At 29.8% G+C, this 14796-nt stretch carries 11 protein-coding genes; all 11 read right to left on the minus strand.

Annotated elements, in window-relative coordinates; translation table 11 throughout:
• Window positions 1–26: 26 nt before the first annotated feature.
• Window positions 27–2381: a GumC family protein gene (locus ACXGQW_RS03950; RefSeq protein WP_457823800.1), complete on the minus strand. Its 2355-nt coding sequence runs from the start codon at window positions 2379–2381 to the stop codon at window positions 27–29.
• Between the two features lie 14 nt (window positions 2382–2395).
• Entirely contained in the window at window positions 2396–3181 is a 786-nt protein-coding gene (locus ACXGQW_RS03955; protein WP_457823801.1) for a polysaccharide biosynthesis/export family protein, read from the minus strand.
• 1 nt (window position 3182) lies between these two features.
• The gene (locus tag ACXGQW_RS03960; protein ID WP_457823802.1) at window positions 3183–5081 is read right to left on the minus strand and encodes a polysaccharide biosynthesis protein; all 1899 of its coding nucleotides are present in this window, start codon (window positions 5079–5081) and stop codon (window positions 3183–3185) included.
• A gap of 40 nt (window positions 5082–5121) precedes the next feature.
• Window positions 5122–6108 (minus strand): hypothetical protein, encoded by a 987-nt coding sequence (locus ACXGQW_RS03965; RefSeq protein WP_457823803.1) that lies wholly within the window; start codon window positions 6106–6108, stop codon window positions 5122–5124.
• Between the two features lie 364 nt (window positions 6109–6472).
• Complete coding sequence (locus ACXGQW_RS03970; protein ID WP_457823804.1) at window positions 6473–7708, minus strand: oligosaccharide flippase family protein; 1236 nt, start codon at window positions 7706–7708, stop codon at window positions 6473–6475.
• Window positions 7709–7712: 4 nt separating this feature from the next.
• On the minus strand, window positions 7713–8672 hold the full coding sequence (locus ACXGQW_RS03975; protein ID WP_457823805.1) for an MraY family glycosyltransferase: 960 nt from the start codon (window positions 8670–8672) through the stop codon (window positions 7713–7715).
• Between the two features lie 3 nt (window positions 8673–8675).
• On the minus strand, window positions 8676–9590 hold the full coding sequence (locus tag ACXGQW_RS03980; protein WP_457823806.1) for an NAD-dependent epimerase/dehydratase family protein: 915 nt from the start codon (window positions 9588–9590) through the stop codon (window positions 8676–8678).
• 4 nt (window positions 9591–9594) lie between these two features.
• Window positions 9595–10743 carry a glycosyltransferase gene (locus ACXGQW_RS03985; protein WP_457823807.1) on the minus strand — a complete coding sequence of 383 codons (1149 nt, stop codon included), beginning with the start codon at window positions 10741–10743 and terminating at the stop codon, window positions 9595–9597.
• 3 nt (window positions 10744–10746) lie between these two features.
• Window positions 10747–12642: an asparagine synthase (glutamine-hydrolyzing) gene (gene asnB, locus ACXGQW_RS03990; protein WP_457823808.1), complete on the minus strand. Its 1896-nt coding sequence runs from the start codon at window positions 12640–12642 to the stop codon at window positions 10747–10749.
• A 2-nt stretch (window positions 12643–12644) separates the two neighbouring features.
• The gene (locus tag ACXGQW_RS03995; RefSeq protein WP_457823809.1) at window positions 12645–13697 is read right to left on the minus strand and encodes a glycosyltransferase; all 1053 of its coding nucleotides are present in this window, start codon (window positions 13695–13697) and stop codon (window positions 12645–12647) included.
• Between the two features lie 2 nt (window positions 13698–13699).
• A complete protein-coding gene (locus tag ACXGQW_RS04000) occupies window positions 13700–14782 on the minus strand; it encodes a glycosyltransferase (RefSeq protein WP_457823810.1) in 1083 nt (360 codons plus the stop codon).
• Window positions 14783–14796: the final 14 nt, after the last annotated feature.

Raw genomic sequence — 14796 nt, forward strand, 5'->3', positions numbered from 1 at the left:
CTCATTGATAATGAGGTTTTTAACTCCTATTTGTTGAATAGTTTTTTGAAAAAGCTTTTTTTATTTTCTCCACTTGGATATCCGTAGCCACCATATCCGTAGCCATACCCCCTGCTGTAATCCACACCATTGATTAATAAGGCCATATTTGGTAAACGTTTTTCTTGATATAGTCTTTCTGGTACTTCAAGCATTCTTTTGTCTAAATAATTAGCTCTAGATACATATAAAAACATATCTGCATATTTGCTTAGCATTAAAGTATCTGTTACCAAATTAACTGGAGCAGTATCCACAACAATGTAGTCAAAATCATTTTTTAGCTCCTCAAACATTTGTCCAATTTTGGGATTTAAAAGTAATTCGGCAGGATTAGGAGGTACAATACCTGAACTTAATAAATATAGGTTGTCAAAGCCTGCTAAAGGTTTAATGACCTCTTCAAGGGTAATCTCCGAATCAATTAAGTAGTTCGTTATTCCGTTTCTATTGGGTAACCCTAAGTATTGTGTTATTTTTGGAGCCCTCAAATCCATTCCTGCTAACAACACTTTTTTTCCTGTTAAGGCCAAAGAAGCGGCTACATTTACCGAAACAAAGGACTTTCCTTCTCCAGAAATAGTAGATGTTACAAAGATAGTTTTAGATGTTGAATTTACGGAACTCAGTATAAAATCTAAATTGGTTCTCAATAATCTAAATGCTTCCGCAGTGCTCGTTCTACTTCCTTTTTTTATGATGACTTTTTCTTCGGTTTTGTCTAAAGGAATGTCTCCTACCAAGGGCAACGAAATTAAATCTTGTAAATCATTTTTATTGTGAAATTTGTTATCTAATAATTCCTTGATATAAATGATTCCAAACGGTATCACAAAGCCTATGATTAGCCCGAATAATGCTATTAATGCTTTTCTTGGTGCAATAGGGTCTTTTAGAGAATATGCCCTGTCTATAACTTTAGAGTTCGAAAGAGTGACAGCCATAGATATCTCATTTTCTTCTTTCTTCTGCAAGAGATAAGAGTATAATTCTGCTATAATAGTTTGCCTTCTTAATATTGTTCTATATTCCCTAGCTTGTTTTGGAAGAGAAGAAATTCTATCTTGAAACTCTTTTTCTACAGAGTTGAGCGATATAATAGATATTTCAAGTTGTCTTTTTATGTTTTTTAGTGATTCTTCTATGTTTTTAATCAGACCAGATAATTCTATATTTAGATTCCTAACTACTGGATTACTCATAGAAGAGGCTCTAAGTAATCTGTTTCTTTCAAATAATAAAGCATTATACCTAGAAACGTCAAGATTTAACTGAGGATACTCTTCACTTCCTATATTTGTTGGCAGCAAGTTAAAGTCTGTTTTTTGACTATCAATATCCTCCAGCATGAATTCAGTTAACCTCAATTTAGTTTCTTTTTTAAAAATCTCCAATTCATTTTGAGACTTAGCATTGACAAAAATGCTTGATTGCGCTCCTATATCAGTTATTTGCTTGTCTGTCTTGTATATTTCTTCTAACTTATCAACTTCATCCAACTCCGTCTTAATCACCTCCAAACGTTGATCTATAAAGTCACTCGTCTTTTTACCTACAAGATTTTTATCCTCAACAGACATTTGATTGTATAGATTTACGAGTGTATTTAAGATTAACTGTGCTTTTTCTTTTACGGGATGATTTAACGTAATTTTGATAATACTAGAGTTTTCGGCAGAAGTAACAATCAAACTTGTTTTTAACGCTTCTATTACGTTACTGTTCTTAAAATATACTTGATAATTATTATCTAAGGAACTATTATATTTTTCGTTGGGCGTAAATATAATTTGATGTTTTCCCAATCTTAGTTTTTCACCAAACCTCTTTTTAGAAACCTCCTCCTCACTCCCTGCTATTGAATACTCAAAACTGACATTATCAATAATTTTCAAATTCAGCATAGTATCCAACTCGTAAAAACTTTCTTTATCAGATATTACTTGATAATTTATTGGTCTATTGTTAAAAACTTCTATGTTCTTTAATCCTACTTTTTGATAAATTTCAAAATTCAGTCCTATTTTTTTTACACAAGCTTCCGATAAAGTTCTAGATTTTAATATTTCTATTTCATCGATTACATTATTCCCCCCCCCTAATCCAAACGATGTTAAATCTTGAAAAGCCATCAATTCGGAAGAAGACTTTCCATCTTCTTTAACCTGTATTGATGCTTGAGTTTGAAAAATGTTGAGTTGCTTTTTTGCATAAACCACAGCGATTGATGCGCAAATAAAAACAGATAAAACAAACCATTTCCAGTTTGTTAGATACTTTTCTATTTCTGCTCTTATATTTGAAGAGTCATTATTGACATTAAACTCGTTATTGTTGTACATCTTTGACATTGTTCTTATCTCGTTAAAATAGAAATTATTGTAATCAACAAACCTGTTGCTGATATAATGTAGGAAGCTGTTGGTGAACTTGCTGATGCGTTGACCTTCGGTTTATTTGGTGGTACATATATTACATCGTTTTGCTTTAAAAAATATGCCGGAGAATTTATCAACTCTTTGGTTCTTAAACTAATGTCATAATACTTCAATTCACCATTCTCCTCTCTAATTAGCTTAATATCTTTTCTCTTTCCATGAATGGTTAGGTCACCTGCTAAGCCTATTGCTTGCAAAATTGAAATCTTTTCTCTGTTGAACCTATATTCACCTGGCCTATTTACTTCACCTAGTATTGAAATTCTAAAATTTACCAACTGAACATTTGCTTTTACATCTGGCAAAAACGGTTTGAGTTGTTCCTCCAAGTATTTTTCTAAGCCAATTCTCGTCTTCCCTTCTATTTTTATTTTACCCAGCTGAGGAAAACTTATATTACCATTGGCATCTACCAAGTAGGATTGCTGTTGTTGACCTCCACCAGCACTTATTCCTTGAGTATTGAAAGAAGTTACATATAAATTAAAAGGTCTAGCAGCTTCTGGGTTTATAGAAGATATATTTATTGTTATTCTATCGTCTATTTTGAATGTTGGAGATTCAAAATCTACCATTTTGACATCTTTTACGAGTCCATCAGGTGATTTCAAATCCTGTAAATAAATTATATCCTTTCTTGATGCACAAGAGAATAGCAAAAGCATTAAAATACTTGAGAACAATAGTTTTTTTATTATAGTCATTTTAGTTTTTATCAAGATTTTCAAATATAGAATTATTCGATATAAATTCAGGAACAATATTTTTAATTTTTGATACTACTTCGTGTTGATTATTTGGGTGATTTATTACAATCAATTCATTTATATCTCTGACTTTTTCATCCAATAGAGTACTATCTTGTTTGCGTACCATTATTTTGTTGTGGTGAGTTGGTATTGAATTCTCACCATCATTCAACAATTCTTCGTAAAGTTTTTCACCAGGCCTCAACCCCGTTATCTCAATATCGATGTCTTCCGGATAATTTAACCCCGATAATTTGATCATTCTTTTGGCCAAATCTAATATTTTAACCGACTGACCCATGTCGAATATATATATTTCGCCGCCGTTTCCCATACATCCAGCCTCTATAACCAATTGACAAGCTTCAGGTATAGTCATAAAGTACCTAGTAATTTCGGGATGGGTTAAAGTAATTGGCCCACCTTCTGATATTTGCTTTTTAAATAGTGGAATAACTGAACCATTTGACCCTAAAACATTTCCAAATCGGGTAGTAATAAATTTAGTAACGGTTTGCTCTCTGTTTTTTGAACTTATATAGAGTTCAGCAACCCTTTTAGTAGCTCCCATTACATTGGTTGGATTAACTGCTTTATCTGTGGAAACCATTACAAACTTTTCTATTCCGTATTTGCAAGATAAATCGGCTATATTTTTCGTTCCAACAATATTAATTTTTACTGCCTCGTACGGATTTGCCTCCATTAACGGTACGTGTTTGTAGGCTGCTGCGTGAAAAACAAGATTAGGTTTGTGAGTATTAAATATAAAATCCATCATATTCAAATCCCTAACATCAGATACATAACATCTTAGTTTTGTACTAATTATTTTCCTTGACAAATCTTGCTCAATATCATAAAGAGAAGATTCCGACTGATCAATTAAAATTAACTCCTCGCATTTGTAGAGGGAAAGTTGACGAACTATTTCAGATCCTATAGAGCCTGCAGCTCCCGTTATTATAATTTTTTTATTGGCTACTTCTTTATAAATCTCTGGATTATTTAACTCAATAGGAACTCTATTTAGCAAATCATCAATATTAATTTGTTTTATTTGATTCAACTGCAAATCTCCTCCCACCCACTTATATACAGGTGGTACAATTTTTATTTTGACAGATAAATTCAAAAATTTATCAGATATTGATAACAGCTTTTGTTGAGGAATATTTTTAATAGCAATTATAACCTCGTTGATATTATGCTCGTCTACGTATCTTTTGTCTATAGATTCTAAAGAAACTACATTTATTCTGTCAATTTTAGAACCTTGTTTTTTTATGTCATCGTCTACAAAACATCGTACTTTAATTCCTCTATCACTACTCTTTTGCAAAGTAGAATACACAATGGTTCCCATTTCACCTGCTCCGTAGATAACAACATTAGATCTCGTTACTTTTAAGGACTTATTTATGATTGATTTGAATACAAATTTGAACAAATATCTACTGGTTATCAAAGTTATTATATTCAATAAGAACAAAATAGTGATATTTGACATGGACAGTATATATCGCGGACAATAGAAACCTGTTTTGTTAATATAATTTAAGGTCAGTAAAATAAAAGTTAATAAAGAAACGCTTGAGTATATTGTAATTGTATCCCTGAGACCTGTATGTCTTATCACCCCCTTGTATGACCCCATCACTAAAAAGCTAAATAGAGATACAACTACAACGTAAGGTAGTTGTATAAAAGGCTTCATCAAGTCAAAATCAACAGAAAATTCATTTAAAATAAAATACGATAGAATGAAATTGATTGTTACTAAAGTAGTATCAATTAGTAAAACCAAAGATCTTGGTATGTTTTGGCTTATTAATTCTAATAAGTATTTTTTCATAATCGCAAATATATAACATCCTTTGAACTTTAACCTTTGTTTAAAATAATCTGTTCGGAAATTTATTTTGGAATTTTTTATTTTTCAAACAAACTACCTTAAACACTACGTTTACTAATAAATAGGATAACGTAAAACTAGTTAACATTTTTGCGGAACTTAATAAATCTCCTCTCATTAAGTAAAACTCATAACCTAACATCACTAGGTAAATGGCTTTAAGCTGATATTTGACATTTACTATCAAATTAATTTTATCAAGAACAACATTTAAAAAAGCGAGCAAAAATAAAAAAAGAAAAACCCCAAAATAACCAAAATTAATATAACCTTCACCAACTAGAGGCATAGACACATTTAGAAAGCTATAATCTGTTTTTTCACCAATTATGTGACCACTCCCATTATTAGAAACTCCGTTAATTTCTCTCATAAAAAACAATACCGAACCTTTTAGTTGCTGACCCCAGCTTATATAATTTTCTTTAATAAGAAATATAAAATTTTGGAAAGCATCGAAATGTGCTGTGTTAAACAAATCATAGTTTAGAGTTAAAACTGCTTCGTTCCAGTGTCTTAAATTATTTAATAGTGGGAAAAGTACCAGTACACCACCAATAAAAAGTAATACATATCTAAGTTTGTCCTTTAGTACAGGGAAGAAAGTCAACAACACAGGAATATAAATTACTCCCATTAAACCTCTAGATAGGCTCGTTGGAAAAGAAACTATTAGCAACAAAAACAATAGAATTATTCTTTTCTTGAAGTTATTAGACGATAGTGAATAGAACAAAAAGATAAAAAAAGGTATTTGCCTTACAACTAAAACAAGTGCATAACCAATATAACCCCAGTTAGTATTTTCTTTCAATTTAAATTCGAAAGGCCTAAAAATCAATAGCCTAAAGTTAAATTTAATTAAGTAAAAATATACTGCAATTGCTATTAGTGATAGAATATAGAAGTATTTGAAAGGGATTCCAATCAAAGCATTAGACGATTCTTGGGCTCCAAAATTTTCCACATTAACTTTTGAGGTTAAAAACACATAAACAAAAAGGTAATAAACTTGCGAACATAGAATTATTAAAGCGGATTTAAGATAGAGGCTATCAGTAATTACAAAATCAGTATAGAATACAGTATTTGTTTTATACTGAATTAATGGCGCTACAAAACAAAAAAAATAATTAAATAAAAAGATTGAAATATTTAAACTTATTTTTTTGCTCTTACCCATTTTAAAAATTCCGTAAATAGACGTTAATCCAACCATCAGAAAAGTTGAAACAATAGCCATATTGTATCTATCACCAAAAGGAAAAAAAGCGTACAATAACGATACTAATATCATTATAAAAAAAAATAGGTTCTCAGTATTTTTTAATCTAATTGACAAATTCATTTCTTTTTAAATCAATATAATAATGGTATGATAAAAATGAATAGACCAATCTGCTTACCACAAGTGAAACTGCAGCCCCAATATAGCCATATATGGGCAACAATATCAAAATTGAAATAACCATCATGAGTGTTGATATTAGCGTAATGTTTCTATATAATTTATCTTTCTGAAACACAAGTATCCCATTTACGCCGTAAATAGATATAATAGACATTAAAAAAGGTATTGCTGACATTAGTTTTATGACTAGAGTAATGTTTTGATACTCCTTTATTGAATGTTTATTTAGCCAAACGGTAACAATCCACTCACTCATAAAAAACATAATTAATGAAAACCCTGTACCTACAACAATCATTAAGGTTCTTACCAAACTAAAGGCTGTTCTGTTTCTATTTACTATTGGATAGAAAGCTTTGGTTAAAATAGCATTAATAGTGGTAAACATATTTGTTAACTTCAAACCTATTTGAACAAAAGTAACATCAGAAGGTAGACCAAACATCCCCACTAAAAAAACAATAATATTATTATAGATAGATGGAAGTAGTAAGTTTATAAATGAATCAATGTTATTTTTCAAATAATTTAAAACTTTAATAGGATGCAAAGCATATAATTTTATTTTATAAACACGTAATACGTAGACAAATCCGAAGAAATTAATAACAATCAAAGAAATAGCTTCGAACAAAGGCACATAGTAAAGTGGTGTCTCATTACTAAGTAGCAGAGACAATAGTATCGCAAAACTTAATGTGGATAATAAACTAAGTATCAAATAAACAATCATTTTCTCTAATCCCAAAAAAAACCATCTGAGTGAAAAGAAATGTCCTAGTAAAATAAAAGAACTAAAAACATAAACTTTCTTGTGAGGGTCAAATTTTGGAACCAAAATTAAAATTAAAACAATGATTAGATACGAAAAAACAAATAGATAAAATCTTACATTAATCACTTCGTTGAAAAGTTTGGATATCATAGATTTATCTTCATCAGCCTTCGCCAAATCCCTAACTGTTGATAAATTAAAGCCATAATTCAAGACATTGGTAAAAAACAAAACGAGTGATATCCCAAAGGCATATACACCATAATTGTCAATACCTATTTTTGTTAATAAAAAAGGGACCACCCAAATTGTAAATATTAGTTCTAATCCTTTTATTGAAAAAAGCGATAATGTGTTCGTTACAAATTTCTGTTTTAGCATCGAGTTAGTTGATCTTTTTTTTTTCTAAGAAAACAAAAACACCAATATAAAGTGATATAAAAACTACGGTGATTAATCCCATGACTATTAATTGATTTACAAATTCTAAATGACAAAATTGAAAAATAATTAGGCTCACAATAGATTGAACTAAGGCATACAATAGAGATACTTGAATATGAGAGAGAGATGTTCTGTCTACCAACTTTTGATAAATGTGATGTCTATGAGGTTCTCCTATATTCTCCTTTATCACAAATAATCTGTAAAAAACTGTCAGGGTACTATCAGCTCCGTAAACAATCATAAACATCAAAAAAATAGGTGAATTTTGTTCATAAATCATAAAAAGTCCTGTAAAAAAAACCATCATAGCTAAGGATATACTCCCTATGTCTCCAGCAAAAAATCTCGCTTTTTTTCTAAAATTATAAAAACCGAAAACAATAATTGCAATTACTTGATATATAAACAAATCATTATTAATTACTTTAATATCTCGATTAACCATATATAATGCAGAAAGAATAACTAAACTGAAAATGCCAGTTATACCGTTGATACCATCCATAAAGTTATATAAATTTATGAAACCAACTCCTAAAATCATCAATGGTATAAAAATCCAAAAGGGAATTGTAAAACCATAAATTTGGAATAATATTAGACTTATCGCTAAAAACTGAAATGGTAATCTAAATCTTGAACTTAATGTCTTCAAATCATCTATAAAGCTCACGAAGGCAATTATAAAAGTTCCTATAAAAAAATATGGATATTGACCTTTGGAAGTTATAAAAAACAACAAAATTGAGATAAAAAACAAAACACCTCCGCCTCTTATTGTTGGTATGGTATGTGAACTTCTTTGATTAGGTTTGTCTATAATATTAAATTTGATTGCCAACTTTAAATAAGCAACAGAACAAATAGTCATTATTAGGAAAATAATTAAGTAAGTCATATTTTACAGAAATGATTGAATTGTTTTTTCTATTCCTTTCTCCAATGTCAAAGGGAAATCTACTCCAATTGCTTGTTTTATTTTATTATTTGAGACTACATAATTTTCTGTTAATTTTTGTAAACGTTCACTATTAACTGGTAAGGATAAAACATCTCCTAATTTAGCGAGTGTAAGCACTAAAAATTTAGGAATATTTAACACTTTGGCTGGTTTGTCTATTGTATTTCCTATTATTCTAACCAATTTATTTGTTGATAACTCACCATCATCAGCAATATTGTAAATGCCACTTTCTATATTTTTATTAATTATCATGTTTTTTATGACAAAACACAAATTCTCAACAGAAACATAAGAACGTTTATTATGGAATTTTCCAAAAGGATACGGAACTCCTTTGGAAACAAAACTATAAAGCAAGTTCAAATTTCCTTTATTATTGGGTCCATGAATCATACAAGGTCTCAAAATATAAGCACGTTTATTCTCAGGTATTTTTTTTGACAATATATACTGCTCTGCTGCTAATTTTGACTTTCCATAAACTGTTATTGGATTTGGAATTTCATTTTCATCCAGCACTCCATTTACTTTATCCGCAGCGGCCTTAACAGAGCTCATGTATATAAATACACGAGAACTACTTTTTAAAAAGGTATCAAACAATTTTTTTGTCAATTCTGTATTAGCCTCAAAATATTCTTGATCGTCGGAAGTCTTTTTTAAATCATGAGCTTTTCCTGCAAGGTGAACTACACAAGAGAATTCACTCATTCTTTCTCTGGAGACTTCTTTATAGGTAATTACGTTAACCCTCGATTTTCTAGAAACTCCTGTTATTACATCGCTGGATAAATATTCTGATAAGTTTCCTCCTACAAAACCAGACACTCCTGTTATTAAAATATTCGCCATAGATTTAATTCAATAATTTTTTATAAGAATCTAATATCCCTGAGTAAACTTTTTTCTCACTGAAGTTTGAATTGTATAAGTCAAAACTTTTTTCTCCCAGATCTGAAAGATTCATGTCTGTAATATTTAAAATAGCATTTTTTATAGCTTCGGTGCTTTGAGGTTGTATTAATAAACCATTGTTATCAATTAAATGATCACAACCTGGCATGTCAGTTGTAATAATAGGTTTCTTCATTCTCATACACTCTAATAAAAACCGAGGGGTCCCTTCCCTATAATAGGTCGGTAATATACCCACATCTGATTTGTAAATGAGTTTATCCACATCTGATCGTTTACCAAGATATTTGATAAATGGTTTATCTACTACAAGTTGTTCTAATTCAAATGGTAAAATTGCTGAAGGATTTTGTGAATCACTCCAACCAACGATAATTAATTTTATTCTTTTATGAGATACATTTTCTGCGGCCGTGAACCCCGAAATAAGTTCTAAAATTCCTTTTTCTTTCAACAGCCTTGAGACAAAAATGAATTTGAGCTCTTTATCTTTTTCTTCGATTTCGTTACTTATACTGTTTAGATTCTCTTTATAAGTACTAACAACATCAGAGTTAAATTTATCCTCATTTACCGCACTTCCTTCAATACAAATTGCTCTTTTTTTAAAACCTAGCTCTTTAACATCTTGTTTATTCTGAAAAATTGTAAAAGGTTTAAAGCATAAATAATTGAATTTATAAATAGATTTGATTACGAACTGCTGAATTCTACTTCTAAGATTACTACCTGAGAAAGCAACCCCTAAACCTGTTACATGATTCACAATTTTGGACTCTGTAAACAGCCCTGCTATGAGTGTACCAATTATGTTTGGCTGGAGTCTAAAAAAATGAACGATATCAAATTCTTCTCTTACCAATATTTCCCTTAAATTTTTAGCATATTGATATTTTACGTCAAGTCCGTGAGCTCTAATATTCGCACCTACTTCTATAACATTTATCTCTGAATTTTGTATTATTTTTTTGCATCCATCATTGGGTATGATAGCCGTTACATTCACTCCTTGCCTTTTCAAGAACAGGGCTAACCTCAATCTAGCTCCTACAAAGTCGGCACCATAATTTTCCACTAAAGCTACTTTCATTTGTTAGCTATTAAATCCATTATCATATATATTCACATACCATTTTTGAAAACAAAAATATGTCCACACTCTATAGGTGTTATCTTCTTTGCCTGATAAGTGATTAATAACTAATTCTCTAATATATTCTGTCTGAAATAAATCTTGTCTCTCTATAAAAGAAGCATCAATATAACTTCTTAATTCTCTACTAAAAACAGACCTTAACCAATCTCCTACGGGTACCGCAAAGCCTTTTTTAGATTTATCTAAGAATTTTTCAGGAAAATACTTATCAAAAGTTTTTTTTAATAAGTATTTTTTATTCCAACCTTTTAATAAAAAATCATCAGGCAATTGATTTGTAAAATCCCATAATTTTTTATTTAAAAAAGGTGATCTACATTCTATTGAAGCAAGCATACTCGCTCTATCCACTTTTGTCAGTAAAGCACCTTCCAAAGAAATATTTCTATCGACTTCTCTAAAATCTTTAAGTGTTCGCACATTTTTAGACTTGTAATAATCTAATATTTCTTTGATCTTACTCTCATCGTTAATTAGATAATCTAATTCCTTTTTTTGGAAGCCCAAAGAGATAATATTGTAGTAAAATTCTTCTTCGTAATTTATCGCTTTTAGTAAACGTCTTAATTTGAACTTAATACCTCTACTATCCGATTTATCTTTTAACATCCCCTCAGTATTTATAAGAATTTTATGATGTAGTTTTTGGGGAACTATACCCGTATAAATATTATTCATTTTTCCCATATAATATTTATTATATCCTCCAAAAACTTCATCACCTCCATCTCCTGTTAATGCTACTTTTACATGCTGACTAGTTAATTTAGACACCATGAATGTGGGTAAAGCTGAGGGGTCTGCAAAGGGTTCGTCATAATTTAATAATATTGAATCAACATCACCCAACATATCTTTATCCGACAATTTAAATTCATGATGATTACTACCAATTAATTTCGATACTAACTTGGCTTTATCACTTTCATCAAAAGATTTTTTTTGAAAACCAATTGAAAAAGTATCTACTGCCGTATTGGAATTATTACTTAGACACATCGATATAATGGATGAATCTACACCTCCTGACAAGAAAGTTCCTATTGGCACGTCTGACACAGTTCTTGAATTTACTGTCTCGTTCACTAAATTTTCCGTAACTCTTTTAGCTTTTTCAAACGACATTTTTTTATCGTAATCAATAACATCCTCATATCTAATAGTATTGATTTTAGCCTCTTGGGTTTTACAATCAAACTCTAAAAAACTATTAGCTTCCAATTTTTTCACTGCAGTATATATTGTGTATGGAGCTGGAATGTATGTCAACTGAAAATAAAGTGACAATGCTTCGTGTGATATTTCTGGCTTGCTCCGTAATTGACTTACAATTGATTTTAATTCAGACCCCCATAATAAACTATTTTCTTTATGACAGTAATACATAGGTTTTTCTCCAAAAAAATCTCTAGCAATATATATTTTATCCTCCTTTTTATCATAAATACTAAATCCATACATTCCGTCTAACATTGAAAAGCTAGCTGTTCCATACTCTTCATAAAGTCTCATTATAACTTCAGTATCGGAATTAGTTTCAAATTCAACTCCTTTGTCCAATAATTTTTTCTTAAGCACTTTATAGTTGTAAACTTCACCATTAAAAACAATTATTTGATTCTTATCTCTTGAATAAATTGGCTGCTTACCAGATTGTACGTCAATTATAGAGAGTCTTCTCATACCCATGGCTAAAGAATAATCTTTACTATTCTCAATATAAACACCATACTCATCGGGTCCACGATGAAAAATTCTTTCATTCATTCTATGAATTTCTGGATCTAGATTTAAATTTTTCGCATTGGTATACACTCCATTAATTCCACACATAATTAACTATTTATTAATTCTTCCCATTTTTTAAAGATACTACTCTCTCTATAGTTATCTACTATATATTTCCTCCCAACATTTCCCAAGTGAATTCTTTCAGTTTCAGCCATGTTCATGAGCACGAGCATTTTTGAAGCCAAATCTCTAGGATCTTTCTGTTTAACCAAATATCCACACTTTGATTTTTCTAACAACGCTCTACAACCAGGTACATCCGATGCAATTATTGGTAACTTATTTGACATCCCCTCTAATACAGCATTTGGAGTCCCCTCCCAATGAGTTGATAAAATCAAAGCATCACTTCTTTTTAAAAATTGACTAGGGTTTGGCTGAAACCCCAATATCTCAATTTCAGAGGTCAATCCATATTTTTTAACTACGTCAAAAGGCCAAGACTGATTATATAAATGACCTATAACTATCAATTTGAAAACACAATTTTGTTCTTTAAGTATTTTTAATGATTCGAACAAAGTTTTATAATCTTTTTGCTTTCTAAAATGTGCTATACTTACAAAAGTAAATACTTTGTTAACACCTCTTTTTTCTTCTAATTCTGAAACTTTTACCGCGTTATTTATTAAAAATGAATTTCCTCTAGCTGTTAGCTTTTTCTTAGTAAAATTGGTTAATGAAACTTCAGAATTAAACGTAGAAATATCATCCAGTTTGTATGTTAACTTGTATAATAAATAATATTTTTTATCAATAACATTAACTCTTACAGAAGTAATTAACTTTAGCTTCGTAAATAATTTGACAAATCTAGAAATAAGATTAGCCCCAAACATAAATGAAACTAAAACATCTGTATTGTTGTCCTTTATTGTTTTCACTAAATTAATTAGCCCCAAACCCTTTTTAAAGGGTACTAATTTATAATCAATGTTATTCTCTAACAATAACTCTTGAAAATCATTTTGAGGCAAAAGAGCTATTAATTTGACTTGGTAATTATTTTTATGTAAATAAAGAGCTAATTTAACAAGTTGATTTTCGGCTCCTCCTTTTATTAAAGAAAGTGAAAGTAATGTTATTCTTTTAGCCATACTTATTTCTTATTTAAAACATCATCAAACAACTCCAAGTATTCTCTTAAAATTTTGTTTGCGTTAAATTTTAACTCCACTGATTTTTTGATTTCGCTGCAATTCTTTAATGAATTTAATTTATCCAAATCACATATAACTTCTATAAACTCACATTCATTTTCTACTAAAAAACCGTTTTCTCCATTTTGAATAATTTCTTTAGTTCCTCCTGGCACGTTAAATGCTATCCCTGGAACTCCTACAGAACAACTTTCTAATAAAGCATTCGGAAATCCTTCAACGTACGAACCTTGTAAAAAAAAATGATGTTTGCTTAGCTCTTTCAACACGTTTGATGTAAAAGGAATAAAAACTATTTTATTTTCTAAATTTAGTTTTTCAGCAGTTTCCAAAATTTTTGATTTCAAATTTCCCGAACCCACTATCGTATATTCAAATTCATAATTACTGATCTTGCTGAGACAATGTAGAATTCGTAAGTGACCTTTTATTTCAGTCAATCTTCCTACGGTTATATACATCATTTTATCTGTAGTTTTTATTTTTTCACCAACTGATACTAATTCAGTAATTGGATTATTTATCAATACTAATTTTTCTGATGGAATACTAAAGTTTTCAATAAAATCCTTTTTCATATCCGTAGACTGACATACTATCTTTGAAAAATTCTTATATGATAATTTAAGAAATAGTCCATATATTTTTTCTCCTAAAGAAGAATATTCAGCTCTATTTGACACCACACTAGCTTCTCTCGCAATAAAATTTATTTTGTTATAGAAGATCGCTAGCATACCTAAAACAACATTTAAATTGCCTATCGAACTAAAAACTATATCTGGTTTCTCTTTATTAAAAATACTAATTAAAGTGGGAATTGATTTTAACAACCTTGATTTTCCCAAATAAACCACATCTACTAATTCCAAATCAAAAGCTGTTTTGTTTTTAGCCCCAATAATTATTAACTTGACTTCAAAAAAATTTTGAGCTATATTTTTACTTAAAAAAGTTACCACTCGCTGAGCTCCTCCAGCATTCAAATCTGGTAGTATAAAAAAAAGTCGTTTAACTCTCATATTTTTAAAATTAA

It is taken from the genome of Wenyingzhuangia sp. IMCC45533 (genome assembly GCF_054111225.1).